The 20,692-nt window shown below is 68.9% G+C and carries 21 protein-coding genes; 15 read left to right on the top strand and 6 right to left on the bottom strand.

Translation table 11 applies throughout. The annotated features are described in order from the left end of the window. The first annotated feature begins 10 nt into the window (after nt 1–10). From G406_RS0105715 to G406_RS0105725, 3 genes are all read left to right on the top strand, one after another. Nucleotides 11–796 (top strand): enoyl-CoA hydratase/isomerase family protein, encoded by a 786-nt coding sequence (locus tag G406_RS0105715; protein ID WP_028933093.1) that lies wholly within the window; start codon nt 11–13, stop codon nt 794–796. 147 nt (nt 797–943) lie between these two features. Further along, the gene (locus G406_RS0105720; protein WP_028933094.1) at nt 944–2,386 is read left to right on the top strand and encodes an aldehyde dehydrogenase; all 1,443 of its coding nucleotides are present in this window, start codon (nt 944–946) and stop codon (nt 2,384–2,386) included. 100 nt (nt 2,387–2,486) lie between these two features. Further along, the gene (locus G406_RS0105725) at nt 2,487–3,725 is read left to right on the top strand and encodes an acyl-CoA dehydrogenase family protein (protein ID WP_028933095.1); all 1,239 of its coding nucleotides are present in this window, start codon (nt 2,487–2,489) and stop codon (nt 3,723–3,725) included. A 188-nt stretch (nt 3,726–3,913) separates the two neighbouring features. Here the strand turns inward: G406_RS0105725 and G406_RS0105730 are convergent, their stop codons facing one another. Continuing rightward, nucleotides 3,914–4,855: a helix-turn-helix domain-containing protein gene (locus tag G406_RS0105730; RefSeq protein ID WP_028933096.1), complete on the bottom strand. Its 942-nt coding sequence runs from the start codon at nt 4,853–4,855 to the stop codon at nt 3,914–3,916. A gap of 117 nt (nt 4,856–4,972) precedes the next feature. On the opposite strand from G406_RS0105730, the gene G406_RS59285 reads away from it, so the two are divergent. The 3 genes from G406_RS59285 to G406_RS0105750 are packed head-to-tail and all read left to right on the top strand — an operon-like array spanning nt 4,973 to nt 7,893. After that, nucleotides 4,973–6,442: an ABC transporter permease subunit gene (locus tag G406_RS59285; protein WP_211241040.1), complete on the top strand. Its 1,470-nt coding sequence runs from the start codon at nt 4,973–4,975 to the stop codon at nt 6,440–6,442. Next, nucleotides 6,439–7,197, top strand: coding sequence for an amino acid ABC transporter ATP-binding protein (locus tag G406_RS0105745; RefSeq protein WP_028933097.1), 759 nt, complete (start codon nt 6,439–6,441; stop codon nt 7,195–7,197). The genes G406_RS59285 and G406_RS0105745 overlap by 4 nt, the downstream gene beginning before the upstream one ends. A 27-nt stretch (nt 7,198–7,224) precedes the next feature. Beyond that, on the top strand, nt 7,225–7,893 hold the full coding sequence (locus G406_RS0105750) for a 4'-phosphopantetheinyl transferase family protein (RefSeq protein ID WP_281172396.1): 669 nt from the start codon (nt 7,225–7,227) through the stop codon (nt 7,891–7,893). On the opposite strand, the gene G406_RS0105755 is transcribed toward G406_RS0105750, so the two are convergent. Further along, nucleotides 7,894–8,163 carry a DUF2277 family protein gene (locus tag G406_RS0105755; RefSeq protein WP_028933099.1) on the bottom strand — a complete coding sequence of 90 codons (270 nt, stop codon included), beginning with the start codon at nt 8,161–8,163 and terminating at the stop codon, nt 7,894–7,896. It lies immediately after the preceding gene. A gap of 25 nt (nt 8,164–8,188) precedes the next feature. On the opposite strand from G406_RS0105755, the gene G406_RS44820 reads away from it, so the two are divergent. Both G406_RS44820 and G406_RS44825 read left to right on the top strand, forming a co-directional pair. After that, complete coding sequence (locus G406_RS44820; RefSeq protein WP_051341680.1) at nt 8,189–9,187, top strand: DUF6925 family protein; 999 nt, start codon at nt 8,189–8,191, stop codon at nt 9,185–9,187. Nucleotides 9,188–9,332: 145 nt separating this feature from the next. Continuing rightward, nucleotides 9,333–11,159, top strand: a complete 1,827-nt coding sequence (locus G406_RS44825) for a DUF3556 domain-containing protein (RefSeq protein ID WP_064742848.1) — start codon at nt 9,333–9,335, stop codon at nt 11,157–11,159. Nucleotides 11,160–11,224: 65 nt separating this feature from the next. Here G406_RS44825 and G406_RS0105770 read toward each other — a convergent pair whose 3' ends face one another. Then, the gene (locus G406_RS0105770) at nt 11,225–12,562 is read right to left on the bottom strand and encodes a PucR family transcriptional regulator (protein ID WP_156934690.1); all 1,338 of its coding nucleotides are present in this window, start codon (nt 12,560–12,562) and stop codon (nt 11,225–11,227) included. A gap of 103 nt (nt 12,563–12,665) precedes the next feature. Next, complete coding sequence (locus G406_RS44830) at nt 12,666–13,283, bottom strand: HAD family hydrolase (RefSeq protein WP_051341681.1); 618 nt, start codon at nt 13,281–13,283, stop codon at nt 12,666–12,668. A 39-nt stretch (nt 13,284–13,322) separates the two neighbouring features. Here G406_RS44830 and G406_RS0105780 point away from each other — a divergent pair, with 39 nt between their 5' ends. From G406_RS0105780 to G406_RS0105790, 3 genes are read left to right on the top strand one after another with little or no spacing between them, the layout of a single operon-like run. Further along, nucleotides 13,323–14,282: a DNA polymerase domain-containing protein gene (locus G406_RS0105780; RefSeq protein ID WP_028933101.1), complete on the top strand. Its 960-nt coding sequence runs from the start codon at nt 13,323–13,325 to the stop codon at nt 14,280–14,282. A gap of 40 nt (nt 14,283–14,322) precedes the next feature. Next, a complete protein-coding gene (locus G406_RS0105785) occupies nt 14,323–15,036 on the top strand; it encodes a DsbA family protein (protein WP_028933102.1) in 714 nt (237 codons plus the stop codon). Further along, on the top strand, nt 15,033–15,860 hold the full coding sequence (locus G406_RS0105790) for a cytochrome c biogenesis CcdA family protein (RefSeq protein WP_028933103.1): 828 nt from the start codon (nt 15,033–15,035) through the stop codon (nt 15,858–15,860). Before G406_RS0105785 ends, G406_RS0105790 begins: the two co-directional genes overlap by 4 nt. Before the next feature lie 71 nt (nt 15,861–15,931). Here the strand turns inward: G406_RS0105790 and G406_RS0105795 are convergent, their stop codons facing one another. Both G406_RS0105795 and G406_RS0105800 read right to left on the bottom strand, forming a co-directional pair. Beyond that, entirely contained in the window at nt 15,932–16,135 is a 204-nt protein-coding gene (locus G406_RS0105795; RefSeq protein ID WP_084215786.1) for a cold-shock protein, read from the bottom strand. A 213-nt stretch (nt 16,136–16,348) separates the two neighbouring features. Continuing rightward, entirely contained in the window at nt 16,349–16,888 is a 540-nt protein-coding gene (locus tag G406_RS0105800) for a glutathione peroxidase (RefSeq protein WP_028933105.1), read from the bottom strand. Between the two features lie 191 nt (nt 16,889–17,079). Here G406_RS0105800 and G406_RS0105805 point away from each other — a divergent pair, with 191 nt between their 5' ends. From G406_RS0105805 to G406_RS0105820, 4 genes are all read left to right on the top strand, one after another. After that, nucleotides 17,080–17,535: a cupin domain-containing protein gene (locus G406_RS0105805; RefSeq protein ID WP_028933106.1), complete on the top strand. Its 456-nt coding sequence runs from the start codon at nt 17,080–17,082 to the stop codon at nt 17,533–17,535. 15 nt (nt 17,536–17,550) lie between these two features. Next, nucleotides 17,551–18,822 carry a flavin-dependent oxidoreductase gene (locus tag G406_RS44835; RefSeq protein ID WP_051341682.1) on the top strand — a complete coding sequence of 424 codons (1,272 nt, stop codon included), beginning with the start codon at nt 17,551–17,553 and terminating at the stop codon, nt 18,820–18,822. Between the two features lie 107 nt (nt 18,823–18,929). Then, nucleotides 18,930–19,664, top strand: a complete 735-nt coding sequence (locus tag G406_RS0105815) for an alpha/beta hydrolase family protein (RefSeq protein ID WP_028933107.1) — start codon at nt 18,930–18,932, stop codon at nt 19,662–19,664. A gap of 136 nt (nt 19,665–19,800) precedes the next feature. Beyond that, the gene (locus G406_RS0105820; protein WP_028933108.1) at nt 19,801–20,424 is read left to right on the top strand and encodes a class I SAM-dependent methyltransferase; all 624 of its coding nucleotides are present in this window, start codon (nt 19,801–19,803) and stop codon (nt 20,422–20,424) included. Nucleotides 20,425–20,692 lie beyond the last annotated feature (268 nt).

Below are 20,692 nucleotides of genomic sequence, written 5' to 3' on the forward strand. Positions count from 1 at the left end.
AGGGTGCCCGATGACGACCGACGACCCCGTGCTCACCAGCTTGGACGGCGGCATCCTGACCGTCACCATCAACCGCCCCCGTAGGAAGAACGCGATTGACGCCGCGACCTGGATCGGGCTGCGGGATGCGTTCGGGCTGGCCGGCGGCTCGGACGTCCGGGTGCTCGTCCTGACCGGAGCGGGTGGCGACTTCAGCGCCGGAGCCGACCTGAGCGCCGGGCGGGGCGAGGACCACCCGTTGCGCCGGATGCACGAGATCAACGATGTCGCGCTGCTCCTGCACGAGCTGTCCGTCCCGACGATCGCCAAGATCTCCGGCGTCGCGGTCGGAGCGGGCTGGAACATGGCGCTGGGCTGCGATCTCGTGGTGGCGGCCACCACGGCTCGGTTCTCCCAGATCTTCGCCAAGCGCGGGCTGTCGCTGGACTTCGGCGGTTCCTGGCTGCTGCCGAAGATCGTCGGTCTGCAGCAGGCGAAACGCCTCGCGCTGCTCGCCGAGATCATCGACGCGCCCGAGGCGGAACGGCTCGGGCTGGTGACCTACCTGGTCGAACCCGAGGAGCTGGACAAGTTCGTCGACGACCTCGCCCAGCGGCTCGCCGTGGCGCCGCCGGTCGCGGTGGCGCAGTCCAAGGCGCTGCTCAACGAGAACGCCGACCGCACCCTGCGCGATGCGCTGGCCAGCGAGGCCCGCGCCCAGTCGGTCAACTTCGCGACCGAGGACACCCGCATCGCCTTCCGTGCCTTCCTGGACAAGACCGACGCCGAGTACACCGGTTCGTGGGCGGTGGACTGACCCTCGTACCCGATGTGGGCACGTTTTCCTCTCCCCGGGGCGATGCGGCCCAGGGGAGAAGCAACCAGACTGGCGTGAATCTCGCGGCCAGGTCGGTTCGACCCTTCGGCTGCCGCTCGAGTCATCACGCTCAGAGGAGTTGTTCGCATGACCTATCACGACACACTGTTCATCGGTGGCGAGTGGATCGCCCCGAGTACGAGCCAGAGCATCACGGTGGTCTCGGCGAGTACCGAGGAGGTCATCGGCTCGGTACCGGAGGCGGTGGAGGCGGACGTCGACGCCGCGGTCGACGCAGCCCGCCGGGCGTTCGACGACCCGAACGGCTGGCCGACCTGGTCACCGGCCGACCGCGCCGCCGCCATGGAGCGCTTCGCGGACGAGCTGGACAAGCGCGCCCCGGAGATCGCGAAGCTGGTGAGCGCGCAGAACGGCATGCCGATCGCCATCTCCAGCTCCTTCGAGGCGGCATTCCCCGCGCTGCTGCTGCGCTACTACGCCGGTGTGGTGAAGGAGGCGACGTTCGAGGAGGAGCACCCGCACATGATGGGCGGCACGACCGTCGTCCGTCAGGAGCCGTTGGGTGTGGTCGGTGCGATCGTGCCGTGGAACTTCCCGCAGTCCCTCGCGGCGTTCAAGTACGCGCCCGCGCTGGCCGCCGGCTGCACGCTGGTGATCAAGCCGTCACCGGAGACGGTGCTCGACTCGGTGCCGCTCGCCGAGGCGGCCGCCGCGGCGGGCATCCCGGCCGGCGTGGTCAACATCGTGCCAGGTGGTCGTGAGGTGGGCGCCTACCTGGTGGCTCACCCGAGGGTCGACAAGATCTCGTTCACCGGGTCGACCGTCGCCGGTCGCGCGATCGGCGAGGTCTGCGGCAGGCTGCTGCGTCCGGTCACGCTGGAGCTGGGTGGGAAGTCGGCGGCGATCATCCTCGACGACGCGGACCTCGACCTGGCCACGATCGGTCAGGACCTGTTCCAGGCGACTCTGCTCAACCAGGGTCAGACCTGCTTCCTCGGCACCCGGGTGCTGGCGCCGCGCAGCCGCTACGACGAGGTCGTCGACACCTTCGCCGCCCTCGCGGGCTCGCTGAAGATCGGCGACGCGTTGGACGAGACCACCCAGATCGGTCCGATGGCCAGTGACCGCCAGCGCGACCGGGTGGAGGGCTACATCGCGAAGGGCAAGGCCGAGGGTGCCCGGGTGGTGGTCGGTGGTGGTCGTCCGTCGGGTCAGGACAAGGGCTGGTTCGTCGAGCCGACGATCTTCGCCGACGTGGACAACAACCACACGATCGCCCAGGAGGAGATCTTCGGCCCGGTCCTGTCGCTGATCCCCTACACCGACGACGCGGACGCCATCCGGATCGCCAACGACTCCGACTTCGGTCTGGGCGGCAGTGTCTGGACCCGCGACCGCGAGCGTGCGCTCGGTGTGGCGCGCCGGGTGCAGACCGGCACCATCGGGGTCAACCACTATCTGCCCGACCCCACATCCCCGTTCGGCGGGGTGAAGGCCTCAGGTTTGGGTCGTGAGCTGAGCCCGCACGCGATCAGCCACTACCAGCAGTACAAGTCCATCTTCGCCTGATCACGGCGACGGTGGACTCCGCACCGGCCTGGCGAGCGTCCCCCCGGACTCGCCAGGCCGGTGTTCTTCCCCGTAACCCTCTTCGAGGAGCCCCGCACGGATGACCGACCAGATCGCCCGCACCCAGGACCGCATGACCCACGACGTCTGGCTACCGGCCGAGATCGTCGCGCTGCGGGCACGGGCACGCCTCGCGGTGGAGAAGCGGCTCGCTCCGCACGCGAGGGAGATCGGGAGGCGGGAGGAGTCGGCGGACAGCTTCCCGTGGGAGGCGTTCCGCGGCCTCGCCGACGAGGGTCTGTTCGCGGTGCCGTTCGGTGCCGGCCACGGCACCGAGCTGGGCGCGGACCTCGACCATCCGATGCTGGGCACCTGCACCGTGACCGAGGAGATCGCCTACCACTCCTCGTCGATGGCCGGGGTGTACGACGGCCAGTGCATCCTCGTCCCGCAGACCCTCACCTACGCGACCCAGGAGCTGCGCGACCGGCTGATTCCGGAGCTGATCAGTGGCCGGACCGCGTTCTCCTTCGCCACCACCGAACCGGAGACGAGCTCCGACCTGACCGCGGAGCGCATGACGACGGTCGCGGAGGAGACGCCGGACGGCTTCGTCGTCACCGGCCGCAAGCGCTGGATCACCAACAGCGTGGTGGCCGGCTGGGTCTCGGTGCTGTGCCGCGCGGGAACCGGCGACCGCGCCACGATGCTCCTGGTCGACCTCAGCTCACCGGGCGTCCGCATCGGTACCCCGGACCGCAAGATGGGCCACCGGGGCCAGATCACCGCGGACATCATCTTCGACAACGTGTCGGTGCCCCGGGAATGTCTGCTCGGCACCGTCGGCGGCGGTCTCGGCGTGGCACTGTCCGCGCTGGTCCGAGGCCGGATCGGCATCGGAGCCGCCGGGGTCGGTGTCGCCCAGGCCGCGCTGGACATGGCGGTGCACCGGCTGCGCAGCCGCCACGTGTTCGGCAAGCCGCTGGGCGCGATGCAGCATTGGCAGTTCACCATGGCCCAGCGCGCCACCGAGATCGAATGCGCCCGCACGCTCTACCAGAAGGCCGCGACGCTGCTGGACCGCGGCGACCGCTCCGCCGAGCCGGAAGCCGCGATGGCGAAGGCCTACGGCACCCGCCTGGCCAACGACCTGGTCCGAGAGGCGATCCAGATCCACGGTGCGCTGGGCTTCGCGGTCGAGGTCTCCGAGTCCGGTGAGTCGGTCCGCCTGGAGGAGCTCTACCGGGACGCGAAGATCCTGGAGATCTTCGAGGGCGCCAACGAGCTCCAGCAGTGGATCATCGCCCGCCAGCTGATCGGCCGCGAGATCACCGGCTGACCCCCGCGCAGACCTCCCACGCGCGGCGCAGAGGCTGGGCCAAAGGCCACGCGGGCACTGTGCACGCGTTCGTGCTGCGTCGCACATGTCCGGACATGTGCGACGCAGCACGTAGATGTGCACAGACGCCAGGGAGCGCCCCATCCGTCGCATAGGGCGGGCACTCCGTCTGTGCGGGCTGGGCGGGGCTACGCGCGGGCGCGGAGGGCGGCGATCAGCCAGTCGGCCGCCGGCATCGCGGTGGGCGTGGTCGGCCAGCTGTTGATCGTGGAGAGCAGCCGCCAGTACCTCTCGTACCTGTGGTCGTTGGAGTTGACCAGCCGCTCCAGCAGCCAGGCGCGGAACTCCGGACCGTCGGTTCGTCGGCTGTGTCGGGCGTAGGCGGCGGCGAGCTCGTCCACCACCGGCTGGGCCTCGGCTGATCCCGGCTGGATGCCTGCCTCGGTGACGGCCGAGGTCCGCTCGCGCAGCAGGGCGGCAAGGGCTCGGTGACTGTCCGCGTCCGGCGCGCCGACCTCGGCGATGGACGCGGCCTGGTCGATCGCGGTGCGCCGCAGCGACGCACGGAAGTCACCGTCCTGGACCAGCTCGGCCAGCTCGACCCAGGCGGCGACCTGGGCCTGGGTCGGCTCGGCCGGTAGGTCGGGCATCGCGGCATGCATCATCGGTCGGAAGTCCGGGCCCAGGTCCAGTCCGGCGAACGTATCCTCGATGAACTCGGTGATGAGGGTGCGGCGTTCGGCGGCGGAGAGTTGGGCGAGCCTGGTCATCAGCTGAATCTCCTCGGGAGTGGCGGTTCCCCGTTCGGCCACCGTGCGCAGTACGGCCCGGTGCAGCGTCAGCGCGCGGATCCGGACGTCCAGCGCGGCCGCGTGGGTATCGGCCACCTCGGCGATCGTGACCTCGCCGCGTACGACCCTGCGTACGGTTGGAAGGTCGATGCCGAGTTCCCGGAGCGTGCGGACCAGCCCCAGTCGCAGCACCGCGTCAGGGGCGTACAGCCGGTAACCGGACGGGGTTCGGTCGGCCGGCGTCACCAGTCCTTCATCGGACCAGAAACGGATCGTCTTGACCGTGAGTCCGGTCAGCCGAGCCAGCTCGCCGATCGGGATCAAGGTGTTGTCGGCCATGCCAGGACTGTTCCGTCTCCCGCAGCTGGAGTGTCAAGGCAACGTGAGCCCTCTTAGAAATCCGACAATTTGTGTTAGGTTTTCGGCCAGCCGAACCGCAGACAGGAGCGTATACCCTTGCGCCGCACAAGAATCGCGTTGATGCTGGGTCTGCTCGTCACTCTGTTCACAGTGGCCTGCGGTCAGGGCGCCGAGGGTGGTTCGGACCGGGTCACCTCGGCCGGAGTGCTGCGGGTCGGTACCGAAGGAACATACGCACCCTTCAGCTTTCACGACGGTACGACGGGTGTCCTTTCCGGTTACGACGTCGATGTGGCGCGCGCGGTCGGCGACAAACTGGGTGTACGGACAGAATTCGTCGAGACACCGTGGGATTCGATATTCGCCGCCCTGGAGTCGGACCGGTTCGACGTCGTAGCGAACCAGGTCACCATCACGCCGGAACGTCAGCAGAAGTACGACCTCTCCAAGCCGTACGCGGTGGGCGAAGGGGTCATCGTCACCCGCGCGAACGACGACTCCATCAAGTCCCTCGGCGATCTGTCCGGCAAGGTCACCGCGCAGTCGGTGACGAGCAACTGGGCCGAGGTGGCACGTCAGGCCGGGGCCAGGGTCGAGTCGGTGGAGGGGTTCACCCAGGCCATCACCCTGCTCAACCAGGGGCGCGTCGACGCGACGGTCAACGACAGTATCGCGGTCTACGCCTACCTGGCCACCACCAACGACACGTCGGTCAAGATCGCGGGCAAGACCGGGCAGCGCAGCGAACAGGCATTCGCGGCCCGTAAGGGTAGCGGCCTGCTGCCCGGGATCAACCGGGCCATCGACGAGCTCGCCGCCGACGGCACCCTGGCGGGCATCTCCCAGAAGTACCTGAAGGCCGACGCCAGCGGCGCGGCGCAGCGGGGGACCGCGGCCCCGGCGCCGTCCACGACGAAACTGATCCTGGACAACCTGTGGCCGATGGCCAAGGCGACCATCACCACGACGATTCCGCTGACCGCGATCAGCTTCATCCTCGGGCTGGTGATCGCGTTGGGTGTCGCGCTGGCACGCATGTCGTCGAACCGGCTGGTTTCCAGTGCCGCGCGCGTCTACATCTCGATCATCCGAGGAACTCCGCTGCTGGTTCAGCTATTCCTCATTTTCTATGCGCTTCCCGAACTGGGCATAAAAATCGATCCGTTCCCGGCCGCCGTCATCGCATTCAGCCTGAACGTCGGCGGTTATGCGGCGGAGGTGATCCGCTCCGCGATCTCCAGCATCCCGAAGGGGCAATGGGAGGCCGCCCAAACCATCGGCATGAAATATCCGATGGCATTACGGCGCATTATCCTGCCGCAGGCGAGTCGGGTCGCGGTGCCCCCGCTGTCCAACACGTTGATCTCCCTGGTGAAGGACACGTCGTTGGCCTCGACGATCCTGGTGACCGAGCTGTTGCGCACCGCGCAGGTCGCGGCGGCGCCGACCTTCGAGTTCTTCGCGATGTACGGCACGGCGGCCGCGTACTACTGGATCGTCTGCCTGGTCCTGTCCTACGGGCAGGGCCGGATCGAACACCGACTGGAAAGGTACGTGGCCCGGTGAACACCTCTACGTTGGTCACCGTCGCGGACGTGACGAAGTCGTTCGGCGCCAACGCCGTGCTGAAAGGCGTGTCGTTCGACGTGCCGACGGGCTCGGTGACCGCCATCATCGGTCCGTCGGGCTCCGGGAAGACGACGATGCTGCGCTCGCTCAACGCTCTGGAGCGGCCGGACAGCGGCGTCATCACGATCGGCGACGTCCGGGTGGACTTCTCGACCGACATCCCCGAGGCCGAGTTCTACCGGTTCCGCGCGCAGAGCGGGATGGTGTTCCAGGGGCACAACCTGTTCCCGCACAAGACCGTGGTACAGAACATCATCGAGGGTCCGGTCGTCGTGCAGCGCCGCCCCGCCGGCGAGGCACGGGCCGAAGCGGTCGAGCTCCTGCGCAGCGTCGGGCTGGACGGCAAACAGGACCAGTACCCGTACCAGCTGTCCGGCGGCCAGCAGCAGCGGGTGGGCATCGCCCGTGCGCTCGCGCTCAAGCCGAAGCTGATGCTGTTCGACGAGCCGACCTCGGCACTCGACCCCGAGCTGGTGGGTGAGGTGCTGGCGGTGATCAAGGACCTGGCCACCCAGGGCTGGACGATGGTCATCGTGACGCACGAGATCCGCTTCGCTCAGCAGGTCGCTGACCAGGTGCTCTTCACCGACGAGGGTGTGGTGCTGGAGAGCGGGCCGCCGGACGAGGTGATCGGGGCCCCGGCACAGGAACGCACACAACAGTTCCTGCGGCGGATACTCGACCCCCTCTGATCCCGGCTCGGACGGTAGCTTGATCCTGTGCCCCTGCTCGGTGACGTACTGCCCGCTCCGGTCATGTGGTCAGAGCTCTTCGACGATCCGGACGAGGTGACGACGTTCCCCGAGGAGGACGCGGCGGTCAGCCGCGCGGTGCCGAAACGGCAGCGTGAGTACCGTACGGTCCGCCACTGCGCACGGCTGGCGCTCGGCTCGTTGGGTGTGGCACCCGCGCCGATCCTGTCCGGTCCCAAGCGGGAGCCGTTGTGGCCCGAGGGAGTCGTCGGCGCGATGACGCACTGCGCCGGCTACCGGGGAGCGGCCGTTGCCCGGTGGGCGGAGGTCCGGTCGGTGGGCATCGACGCCGAACCGCATCAGGCGCTGCCGGACGGCGTGCAGGCCTCTGTCGCGACCGATGGCGAGACGGCCCAGCTCGCCCGGCTCGCGGTGTCGCACCCGACGGTGCACTGGGACCGGCTGCTGTTCTGCGCCAAGGAGGCGACGTACAAAGCCTGGTTCCCGCTGACCAGGACGTGGCTCGGTTTCGAGGACGCGGACATCCGGATGGACCCGGACACCCGGACGTTCACCTCGACACTGCTCGTGCCGGGACCGCTGGTCGACGGCGAGCGACTTGGCTCGTTCACCGGTCGCTGGACGGTCGATGCCGGTCTGGTGCTGACCGCGATCGTCGTGCTACCCGCCGCCTGATCAGGCCTTTCGCGCCATCCGGGCACGGACCTCGGGACGACGCAGGGGAGGCACGGTGGTCGGCGGCTGACGCCTCGGCGGGAGCTCGCCGAGCAGCCGGGTGCTGATCGCCGCGATCTCGGCGACGGCCGCCTCGAACGGCCCGCGCGTCGACTCGGTGAGCGTCTGCACCCCGCTGATCTTGCGCACGTACTGGCGGGCGGCGGCGGTGATCTCCTCGGCGGTCGCCGACGGTTCGAGGCCACGCAGGGTGGTGATGTTTCGGCACATGCGTCCAGCGTAGGACGATGGCGTCATGAGCTGGTCGGACCTGAACGCTTTTGTCACGTCGCAGCTGGACGATCCGAGGGCGGCGTTCTCCGTCGGCACGTTCGGCGCGCTCGCCGAGTTCGTCCGTGAGCCGTCCGACGACATCGAGCTGACCCACCGGGGCAGCGAGCACACGGCGGTGTCCGCGCAGGGCGCACTGACGGTCACGGTGTCCGACGACCTGACCGTGCGCGCGTGGCAGCGTCCCACCGGGGACTCGTGGTCGCACTCGGTCGCCCTGTGTCTGCCGGAGGACCGCGCCGAGGGTCCCACCCGCACCGTGCTGACCGAGCTGGGGCCGGATTCGGCCGCGGCGCGGGAATGTGACCGTGGCTCGGTACTGGTCGACCTGGGACTCGGAGTGGCACACCTGGAGGCCTGTGTCCGGACCGACGACCCGGGGCTGCTGCGGCTGCTGCGTGCCGCCGAGGGACGGGCGTTCGCGGACTGCCCCGAGCTGGCCGGTGCCCTCGTGGCGGCCGGTCCGCATCGTGTGTTCCGCACGGCACGCACCCGCGCCGAGGTGTACACACCGATCCCGCCGCCCACCGGAACCAGCCCCGCGGGCCCGCACACCCACCTGTTGCCCCGGCTACTGGCGCACGGCCGCACGCACGCCGCGACGGACCCCATCGCCCCGGGCACGGTCGCGGTGCTGTCGGTGAACCCCGCGCACCCCACGCACGACGCCCTGGGCCGACCCGTCCCGTTCGACGAGCAGGTCGCCGCCGCGTTCGAGCGGGTACTGGAGCGCTGGGGTGACCCGGACGCGCACCGAGCCGGGGTGCATGTCGTCGAGTCGGTGCGCGCGGGCCGGCCGGCGCAGGCGCCGCCGGCCGAGATGAGCAGTGCCGGTGGTCAGGCGTGGGAGGTGGCGTTGCGCAGGCTCGCGGCGGGCGGTGAGACGGGCGGAACCTGGCAGGCATGGCGTTCGGCGTCACCGAGAGTGCACGAGGACGTGCCGTACCACCAGGCACACGCTTAACGATCATCGTGGAGAGTGGCCTGAAGGGCCAGGTCATGGTCGTGGCGCACAACGCACGAGCAAACCTTCGTCAGCGCGGGACATGGCCCTGTGTGCACCACCACATTACCGTCCGCAATCACCAGCGTCGGTAGAGGAGAATGCGGTGGGGTTCAAGACCGGTGACTTTCCACCCGTGGACGTCGAGACGTTTCTCGACAAGCCGCTCATGGAACGGGTCAGGATTCTCGGCCAGCACTGGGCCGAGTACGGCTTCGGCTCGCCGAAGATCCTGCACACCATCTACATCGCGAAGCTCGTCGTGTTCTACATGCTGGTAGGCACGCTGCTCGCGTCGCTCACGTCGGGTCTCGGCCCGATCTGGCAGATCTCAGACTGGTGGTTGGAGCCGGTCTTCTACCAGAAGGCCATCTTGTGGACGGTGCTGCTGGAGACGGTGGGCGTCTGCGGCTCCTGGGGTCCGCTCGCCGGCCACTTCAAACCGATGACCGGCGGCATCCTGTTCTGGGCGCGACCGGAGACGATCCGGCTCCCTCCGTGGCCGGGCAAGGTCCCGTTCACCGCCGGTGACCGTCGAACCGTCTTCGACGTCGTGCTCTACCTGGCGATCCTGGTCAACCTGCTGTGGGCCCTGCTGGCTCCGGGTGTTCCCAGCGCGTCGATGAGCGCCGTGCTGCCGAACGCGCACGGTGGCATCATCGAGCCCGCGCTGATGTTCCCGCTGGTCGCGCTCTACATCGTGATGGGGCTGCGCGACAAGGTCGTGTTCATCGCGGCGCGCAGCGAGCAGTACCTGCCCGCCATGGTCTTCTTCGGCACGCTCGGCTTCGTCGACATGATCATCGCGCTGAAGCTGCTGATCGTGTCCGTGTGGATGGGCGCGGGTGTCTCGAAGTTCGGCAGGCACTTCGCCAACGTGGTCCCGCCCATGGTGAGCAACACCCCGTGGATCGGTTCCAAGGCGCTCAAGCGCGCGCACTACCGGAACTTCCCGGACGACCTGCGGCCCTCGCACATCGGCAGCGGTCTGGCGCACATCGGCGGGACGACGGTCGAGCTGGTGACGCCGATGATCCTGCTGTTCTCCACCAACTCCACGCTCACCCTGTGCGCGGTCGGCCTGATGATCCTGTTCCACCTGTTCATCATCTCGACGTTCCCGCTCGCGGTGCCGCTGGAATGGAACGTCCTGTTCGGCTTCGCCGCCGCGTTCCTGTTCGTCGGTTTCCCGGTGACCGCCGGCTACGGCATCACCGACATGTCCTCGCCGTGGCTGACCGTCGCCATCGTGGTCGGGCTGGTGTTCTTCCCGGTCCTGGGCAACCTGCGGCCGGACCTGGTGTCCTTCCTGCCGTCGATGCGCCAGTACGCGGGCAACTGGGCGTCCGCGATGTGGGCCTTCGCACCGGGCTGCGAGCAGAAGCTCAACGAGCACATCGTGCGTTCGTCGCTCAACCAGGTCGACCAGCTGGCGCTGACCTACCCGAAGGAGATCGCCGAGATCACCATGCAGCAGACGATCGGCTGGCGTTCGCTGCACAGCCAGGGCCGGGCGCTGTTCTCACTGATGATGAACCACCTCGGCGAGGACCTGGACCGGTACACGGTGCGGGAGGCGGAATTCGCCTGCAACTCGATCGTCGCGTTCAACTTCGGCGACGGTCACCTGCACGGTCACCTGCGTAACCACCACCTGATCGACGCGATCCAGCGGCGCTGCAACTTCGCGCCGGGTGAGTTCGTCATCGCCTGGATCGAGTCGCAGCCCATCCACCGTCAGCGCCAGGACTACGTCGTGATCGACGCGGCTCTCGGTGTGATCGAACGGGGGAGCTTCTCGGTCAAGGACGCGGTCAACGAGCAGCCCTGGCTGCCCAACGGGCCCATCCCGTTCAAGGTCGACTGGACACGCCCCACGCCGGCGGCCGAGCCGTCGGTCGCATCGGACGCCGGGTCCGAGCAGCTCGCCTGATCACACCCGTGAGTGCCGCGGCCGCCCATAGGCGGCCGCGGCACTCACGGGTCTTTCCCTCGGGTTCAGCCGGCCAGGACCGAGCGGCCCAGCCAGCGGCAGGCGATCAGGGCCAGCTCCACGTCCAGGCGGTCGTCGCCGATGGCTCTGCCGCGCTCCTCCTGGGCCCTGGCCACCCGGTACTTCACCGAGTTCTTGTGCATCGACAACAGCTCCGCCGTCGTCGTGTAGCTGCCGCCGGTGGACAGGAAGGTCAGCAGGGTCTCGCGGAGCCGGGCGTGGTTCGGGTCGTCGGCCGCCAGCGGCCCGAGCACGTCCCGGACGAGGGTCCTGGTCTGGCGCAGGTCGGTCGAGAGCAGTGCCGCCGCGCGCACGCCGGGCCGGGTGAACGACGTGACCCGGGTGGCATCGGGCCCGGCGATCACCGCCACGCGTTGCGCCTGCGCGGCCTCCTCGTGGGTCGCGCGGAACCCGGCCACCCCGGAGGCGATCCCGCCGAGCGCGACGCGGACGTCCTGTGCCTCGTGGAGGAAGTCGGTGAGCGTGTCGGTGGCCGGTCGGGTCGAGCCGAGAGGGAGCCACGCCCAGCCGCTGGTGCGGTCACACGGGGCGAACAGCGGCCTTCTCTGGCAGCCGAGGCCCCGGCCGATCGAGCTGGCCGCCTGCTCCAGGTGCGCCAGCTTGTTGGTCACCGAGCTCTCCTCCGGCAGCCACAGGATCAGCCCGAGGTGGTTCTGCCGCAGTGGGTAGCCGAGCGCGGCCTCGGCGGTGTCCAGCTCGATGTCCTTGCCGTCGATCAGCTCGCGGATGCGCGCGGCGCGCACCGTGTTGCGGTTCTCCAGCCACCGCTCACGCTCGATCTCGTAGACCGTCACGATCTGCTGGGAGATCCAGTCGACGTAGGTGAAGGTGATCGACACGATGCGCTGGGAGACGATCAGCGCGACCTCGGGCTCCTCGCCCTGCCCGGCCAGGACGTCGAAGCTCCAGCGTAGGAGATGTTCCTGGCCCAGCCGGTAGGCCCTGACCAGCGCGTTCACCGGAACACCGCGTTGCGCCAGCCGCCGCGCGTACTCGATGGCCGCGGCGGGCGGCTCGTACTGCGGCGCGGCGATGTCGTGCTGGACGATGTGGAAGATCGTGTCCAGGTTGCCCTCGACGCTGGCCCCGAGCAGGTCGATCAGCCTCGGGTCCTCGGCGAGCTCGTGAATCTCGGTGGCCATGATGGTCCGCAGGTCACGGACGATCTCGCCGAGCTGCTCGTTCAGGCGCGCCCCCACGACCACCAGCAGCCGTCTGGCACGGGCCTGCTGGTCGTCGACGGTGGGCATCGTCATGGTCAACTCCGGGGTCGTGCCGGGCGAGCGCCGCTGGGCATGCGCGGCCGAGGTCCGGCCCCACATCGGCATTCCTCGCCGCGTGAGAACGGATCATGCCATCGCGGACCGGAGTATGACACTGCGCCGTCGGAGCCCTGAGACCCGTGGGACGAATGAGGAGCCGGGATCAGCTCGCCAGTGCCGAGGCGACGGTCGGGTGCGTCCGTAGCCGCGCCGCCGAGGAGAACTGGACCGAGTCGATGCCGACCTGCTGAGCGCCCCGGACGTTGTCGATCTTGTCGTCGATGAACAAGGTCGTGGCGGCGTCCAGTCCGAAGCGGTCCAGCGCCAGACGGTAGATCGCCGGATCGGGCTTGACCAGGCGCACCTCGCCGGACACCAGGATGTCCCGGAACACGGTCAGCAGAGGAAACCGTTCGAGAGCGAACGGCCAGGTCTCGGCCGACCAGTTGGTCAGTGCGAACAGCGGAACGCCCCGGTTGTGCAGCTCAGCGAGCAGCTCGGGCATGCCGGGGATCGGATCGCCGAGCATGCGCGGCCACTGGTCCAGGTAGGCGCGGATCTCCTCGGCCCATTCCGGGAACTCGGCGGATCGCTCCTCGACCAGCTCGGCTGCCGGTTCGCCGATGTCGAGCCGGGAGTTCCACGCGGGGGAGCAGACCTCGGCGAGGAAGTGGTCGAGCCGTTCCGGGTCGGTGATCCGCCGCGCGAACAGGTAGCGAGGGTTCCAGTCCACCACCACGGCGCCCAGGTCGAAGATCAGGCTGGTCGTACTCACGGTCATGTGGGCCCCTTCGGCGGCTGGTCGTGGCAGGGTGAGGCGATGAGCGGTGACGCGGAGCGGGACGGGGTCCGGCTGACCAACCTCGACCAGCCGCTGTTCGACGGCGCGGAGGCCACCAAGCGCGACTTGGTCGACTATCTCGACGCCGTACGGGACCGGATTCTGCCCGAGCTGACCGACCGGCCGCTGTCGGTGGTGCGGGTGCTGCGCGGGCAGAAGCCGTTCATGCAGAAGAACCTGCCGAAGTACACGCCGGACTGGGTGCGGCGGGAGTCGTTGTGGGCGCACAGCTCGCAGCGCGAGGTCGCGTACGCGCTCTGCAACGACCGCCGCACGCTGCTCTGGTTCGCCAACCAGCGTGCCGTCGAGTACCACCCGACGCTCGTGACCGTCGGTGCGCCGGAGAGTCCCGGGTACCTCGTGATGGACCTCGACCCGCCGGAGGGCAGCGGTTTCGGCGTGGCGGTCGCGTCGGCGCGCCTGGTTCGTCAGGTGCTCGACGACGTGGGCCTGACCGGGGCAGCGGTCAAGACCAGCGGAGCGAAGGGACTGCACGTGTTCGTTCCGGTCCTCGGGACGCATTCCGACGCTGCGGCCGCGACCCGCGCCGTCGCGGCCAGGGCGGAGCGGCTCGATCCCGCGCTCGCCACCACCGCGTTCATCAGGGAGGACCGCGGGAACAAGGTCTTCCTCGACTCCACCCGTTCCGGCTCGGCCACCGTGGCCGCCGCGTACAGCCCGAGGATCCGCCCGGGCACGCCGGTGTCCTTCCCTGTTCGCTGGGACGATCTGGACCAGGTCACGCCCGCCGACTTCACCGTGCACACCGCGACCGGGCCGGCGCTCGAGTACGAGGGCTGGACCGAACGGATGCCTGCCCCGAGTCGGCTTCCCCCTGATCTCGTCGCGGAAGGCCATACGATCCCGATCGCGCGGGTGCAGGCGATGCACGAGGGCAAACGGCGGGCTCGCGCCAGGACACGGCCCACCGAAGGCTGATCTCACGGCACTGCGCCGCCCGGGATGCTTGGCTGGGGGCATGAGCGAAGAGCAACGGGAATCAGAGGAACGGAGCGAGCCGGCCAACCGCCGGGTCGTGTGGCTCGGTGCCGGGATCGCGCTGGTGATCGTCGTGGTCCTCGCGGTGATCAGCGTCGTGAGCGGCCAGCGGACCGAGACGCCGGACAACCCCAGGGCCGAGGCGGCGCACCGCGTCTCCGGTGACCCGCTGGCGCTCGGCAGCCCGGACGCGCCGGTGACCGTCGTCGAATGGGCCGACTTCCAGTGCCCCTTCTGCGCGCTCTTCGCCCACGACACCGCGCCGATGCTGATCGACCAGTACGTGAGGACCGGCAAGGTCCGGCTCGAGTGGCGTGACTTCGCGTTCCTCGGACCGGAGTCGAGGGCGGCGGCCGCCGCCGCGCGCGCCGCCGGTCGGCAGGGAAAGTTCTGGGAGTATCACGACGTGCTGTACGCACAGCAGAAATCGGAGAACTCCGGCGCGCTGACCAGCGCATATCTGACCGGTATCGCCGGTCAGCTGGGTCTCGACCAGCGGCGTTTCGCGGCCGACATGGCCGATCCGGCCATCGCCAAGCAGGTCGCGGCGGACCAGGCGGAGGGCGGCAGGCTCGGTGTGACCGGCACGCCCACGGTGATCATCAACGGCGATCTGATGTCCGGTGCGCAACCGCTCGCGGACTACCGGCAGGCGATCGACGCCGCGTACGCGAAGGCCACCGCGCCCAAGTGACCGACATCGGGTATCTCGCCGCGCTGCTGGGCGGGGTGCTGGCCCTGTTGAGCCCGTGCAGCGCGCTGCTGCTGCCGTCGTTCTTCGCCTACGCGTTCACCAGCAGGACCGAGCTGCTCGGCCGGACCGTCGTGTTCTACCTGGGCCTGGCCACGACGCTCGTACCGCTCGGGATCGGCTCCACCGCGGTCAGCTCGCTGTTCAACGGCCACCGGGAGCTGCTGATCCGGATCGCCGGCTGGGTGATCATCGCGTTCGGTGTCGCCACGATCCTCGGCCGAGGGTTCACCGTGGGCCCGGCCGTGCGGCTGCAGCAGCGCGCCACCCGGCGCGGCGGATGGGCCGGGGTGTTCGGACTGGGCATGACCTACGGTCTCGCGGGCTTCTGCTCAGGGCCGATCCTGGGCGCCGTGCTGACCATCGCCGCCGCGGGTGGCCAGCCGCTACGCGGCGCGGCCCTGCTGGCCGTCTACGCGCTCGGAATGGCTGTGCCACTGTTCGCCCTCGCCGCGTTGTGGCAGCGGTTCGACCTCGGCGGCCGACGCTGGCTGCGGGGCAGGGAGTTCACCGTCGGCCGGCTGGTGCTGCACACCACCAGCACGGTCTCCGGACTGCTGTTCATCGTGGTCGGCGTGTTGTTCCTGGTGTTCGACGGCACCGCGGCGCTCGGCGGGATGCTCGGGCTCACCACGAGCGCGCAGACTCAGCTCGCCGCGCAGAGCACCGTGGCGCGGTGGGCCGCACACATCCCGGACGTCGCGGTGTTGGGCGTGCTCGCCGTAATCATCGTGGCGGTCGCCGCGCGCCGGTCGATGCGTCGCTGACCTGAGGACGGACAAAACCCCACACACCTGCTGAGCAGGAGTGTGGGGTTTCGAAGTGTCCGTGAGGACGATCAGAGCGCGCGAATGTTCTCCGCCTGCGGGCCCTTCTGGCCCTGCGTGATGTCGAACTCGACCTTCTGGCCTTCCTGGAGCTCGCGGTAGCCCGAGCCCTGGATGTTCGAGTAGTGCGCGAAGACGTCCGCGCCGCCGCCGTCCTGCTCCAGGAAGCCGAACCCCTTCTCAGAGTTGAACCACTTCACTGTTCCTGACGCCATGACTTTACCCTTCGGTTGCACAGACTGCGCGTGACCCACTTGGCCAGACAGTCAACTTTCACTGCTTACCCTACTGCTACCGTTCGGCGCGTCACCGGCACCCGGTCATTTCCGCCGTATCGGTACCAGATGTGATGACAAAACTTGCTTTCGCCGCCCGGATTCAGGACAGTGCCGGATCGCTTCCTGGTTGAAAATATGCAGGTCAGAGGCTCACGAGGCGAGCAAATCGTCCAGATCCGCGCGAATTTCCTCCGGCGTGACGGTCGGCTCGTAGCGGCGGATGACTTTGCCGTCCCGGCCGATCAAGAACTTGGTGAAATTCCATTTGACCTCGTCGGTGCCGATTGCCTCCGGACGGGTCTTGCTGACGTGCTCGTACAGGAAGCCCAGCTCCGGCCCGAAATCTCCCGGCGCCTCGGCCCGCAGGTAGCTGTAGAGCGGGTCGGCGTCCGCGCCGTTGACCTCGATCTTGGCGAGCACCGGGAAGGTCACGTCGTACGAGGTGCTGCAGAACTGCTGGATCTCGGTGTCCGTGCCCGGTTCCTGGTCGCCGAACTGGTTGCAGGGGAAGCCGAGGATCTGCAGCCCGCGTTCCTTGCCGTAGCGGTGCAGTGATTCCAGGCCCTCGTACTGGGGAGTGAGGCCGCACTTGCTGGCGACGTTCACCACCAGCAGCACCTGTCCGGCGTGGTCGCTGAGCTGTCGGGTGTCGCCGTCCGCGGTCTTCACGGAGAAGTCATGAACTGTCACGACCGGTTCAACGGTCCGGCGGCGCTGAGGATTCCGCCGGCACCCGGTCGGCTGGGCCGCCGAGGTTCGGCCCGGGCCGAACCTCGGCGGGACCGACGCGCGCTCTTGCCGCTGAACTACCCGCCTGGCTAGGGTTCACCCATAGGTCTCTTATGCTGCTTTACGGCTCATTCAAGGAGGAATGCGTGACGATGACCGAGGGCGCGGGCGTCACCGTTGCCGGCGAAGGAATCGACGGAATCAAGTGGAACATCCTGGGCCAGACCTATGTGCCCAAGCAGTATTCCGAGAGCTCACTTTCCTGGCACGCGACATTTCCACCCGGCACCTTTGTTCCGCCACATATTCACCCGACGCAGGACGAATTCATCTACATGCTGCAGGGCCGGCTGTCCCTGGTGCTCGACGGCAAGGACGGGTTCGCCGACCCCGGTGACACGATCCGGCTGCCCAGAGGGATTTCGCACGGCCTGTACAACCGCAGCGACCACGACGTGAAGTGCTTCTTCTGGGTCACCCCGGCGCAGCGGCTCTACGACCTGTTCTGGGCGCTGCACAACCTGGGCCCGAACGCCGATCCCGCCGAGGTCGTCGCCGTCGCGGCGCGACACGAGGTCGACTTCCTGCCGCCGCCCGACGCCGAATAGCGGGCGGACCAGCAGGTGAAGGTCATCATCGTCGGCGCGGGGATCGGGGGGCTGACGACCGCGCTCATGCTGCACCGACGGGGCATCCAGGCCCGGGTGTACGAGCAGTCGCCGGAGGTCCGCGAGGTCGGCGTCGGCATCAACACCCTGCCGCACGCGATCAGCGTGCTCGCCGACCTCGGTCTGCTCCCGGCACTGGACAAGGTCGGAATCCGCACCAGGGAACTCGTCTACTACAACCGACTCGGCCAGCAGGTCTGGCGTGAACCGAGAGGAATGGATGCGGGGCATTCAGCTCCGCAGTTCTCCATCCACCGGGGTCGGCTGCAGAAAGTGATTCACGACGCGGTCGTCGAACGACTCGGCCCCGATGCACTTCGCACCGGCCGAAGCCTTTCCGGGTTCGTCCAGGACGAAGGCGGAGTGACCGCGCATTTCACCGATTCGGTGCGCGGCGGGTCCGGTCTCACCGAACGAGGCGATGTCCTGGTCTGTGCGGACGGCATTCACTCGGTGGCCCGACGTCACTTTTATCCGGACGAGAGCTCGCCTCGCTGGAACGGCGTCCTGATGTGGCGCGGCGCCACCGACTGGCCGGCCTGGGGCGACGGGCGCACGATGGCGATCAGCGGCGGCATGACGGCCAAGTTCGTCCTGTACCCGATCGGCGAGGGTTCGGACGGCCGTCAGCTGATGAACTGGGTCGTCAACATCAAGATGGCCGACGGCAGCGTCTCGCCTCCGCCGAAGGACAGCTGGTCGCGACGTGCCCAGCGATCGCTCGTGCTGCCGTACGCCCGGCGGTTCGCCATCCCGGGGTTCGACGTCACAGGGCTCGTCGAGGCGACGCCGGAGTCGTTCGAGTACCCGATGTGCGACCGCGACCCGTTGCCGAGGTGGACGTTCGGCCGGGTGACCCTGCTCGGCGACGCCGCCCACCCGATGTACCCGGTCGGCTCCAACGGTGCGTCGCAGGCGATCCTCGACGCCCGCTCGCTCGCCGACGCGCTGGCCTACGCCGAGCACCCCGGGGAGGCGCTCTGGGCCTACGAACGGGAGCGGCTCCCGGCGACGGCGAAGGTGGTCGAGCTCAACCGAGGGGGCGGCCCGGAACGCGTCATCGACGAGGTCGAGCGCCGCGCACCGGGCGGGTTCACCGACATCGACTCGGTGCTGAGCAGAGCGGAACGACAGGCGATAGCCAGCGGCTACGCCACCACGGCGGGCTTCGCAACGTCCCCCAGACGTTTCCCAACCGCACCACCGCACCACCAACCGCCGCCCTAGCCACCGTCCCAACGGCACGAATGTGGCTATGGAGACCTTGAACGTCCCTAAAGCCACATTCGTGCCGCGGCGCGGCGGGTGAGCGGGCTTCGTGGGGAGGAGAGAACGTGGAGATCGTGCGGTACGGGCAGGCCGACAGCCAGTTCGCCGAGGTGTGGCGGCCGGACGGGGAGACGAAGCCGGGAGCGGTACTGCTCCTGCACGGCGGCTGGTGGCGTGCTCGGTACGACCTGCGGTTGATGGACGGTCTGGCCGCGGACCTGGTGTCTCGCGGTCACGTGGTGTGGAACGTCGAGTACCGGCGGATCGAGACCGAAGAGCCGGACGGCTCCGATCGAGGTGGCTGGCCGGAGACGCTGGAGGACGTGCTCGCCGCGATCAAGACGCTGTGTGAGGCCTCGCCCGGGGCCGACCCGCGCGAAGTCGTCGCCGTCGGCCACTCGGCGGGCGGGCATCTCGGCCTGTTGGCGGGGCGCCCGGCCGGCCTCGGCGGCGTGCTCGCGCTCGCCCCGATCACCGACCTCGCCGACTGTGCCCGTCGTGGACTGGGGGAGGGTGCCACCCCGCTGTTCCTGGGCGCCGGCGGCGAGTCCGCCTATCGGCACGCGTCGCCGATCGAACAGGTCCCGATCGGCTGCCCGCAGCTGATCGTGCACGGCACGCGCGACGACCGGGTGCCGATCGAACACAGCCGCGCCTACCTGCAGCGTTGCCAGGCCGAGGGTGACACCGCCGAGCTGCGCGAGGTGGCGGGCGGCGACCACATGTTCGTGCTGGACCCGCTCCACGCCTACTGGGCTCCGGCCGTGCGATGGATGGTGGACGTCGTGGCCGGGCGGTGACTCCCAGCACATCGTGGGTTCGAGGTTACCGATGCTGATCCGGTGGGTACCTGGGGTTTGGAGCCCCCATGGTCCCGGAGCCCCGGGATGGACGGGGCCCGTTGCCGACCGAACGAAGATTGAGGACGGGCCCGTCATGTCGATCATCCGTAGTTCCCCGTCGGGGTTCAGTACGAGCACGGTGGCTTTCGTCCGCCGCGCGCTCACCGACCACGTCTCGGTCGGGGCACTCGCCCCGACCTCGGGGGCGCTGGCACGCCGAATGGCGGCGTTGGTGCCGACCTCCCCGGGACAGCGTGTGCTGGAACTGGGCGCGGGCACCGGTGCGGTGAGCGCCGCGATCGGCCCCCGCCTGGGGCCGGGATCCTGGCACCTCGCCCTCGAACGCGACCCGGAGCTGCTCGCCGCCGTGGCGCACAGCGCACCGTGGGCGCGGCGGATCGCGGGTGACGCCGCCGATCTCGGTGCGCATCTCGCCGAGATCGGGGTCAGCGAGGTCGACGTGGTGATCAGCACCCTGCCGTGGAGCTACTTCGACCCGGACCTGCAGCGGCGCATCCTCTCGCAGGTGTGCTCCGCCATGGCTCCCGACGGTCTGTTCGCAACCATCGCCGCGCGGCCCGCCGGGCTGATCCCTCGGTCCAAGGTGTTCCGTGCACGCCTGGAGGCCTCCTTCGAGGAGGTCGAGACGACGTCGACCACGTGGGCGAACATCCCGCCCGCCCGGCTGCTGGTCTGCCGTCGGCCTCGTATTCGCTGATCCCTCGTTCTCGGGGCTGTGGTCGGGTTCAAGGCATCTCGGCTTAGCCCGTGCCCGGCTTCAAGGCATCTCGGCTTCGCCGTCGACTCGTGAGTGGCAAGGGCGCCTATAGGCGCCCGGATCACTCACGACGAAAAACCTGTCGTGAGTGCTCCGAGCGCCTACGCCTTCGGCGCCCCTCCGGGGTAGACGCCCTTGCCACTCACGATGGTGGGGGGTAAGTCGGTGGTGTTGGGGGTGGGGGACGGGCAGCATTGGGGGGTGGAGC

The organism is Actinospineispora spinosispora DSM 44797 (assembly GCF_000429025.1).
Classification (GTDB): Bacteria; Actinomycetota; Actinomycetes; order Mycobacteriales; family Pseudonocardiaceae; genus Pseudonocardia; species Pseudonocardia spinosispora.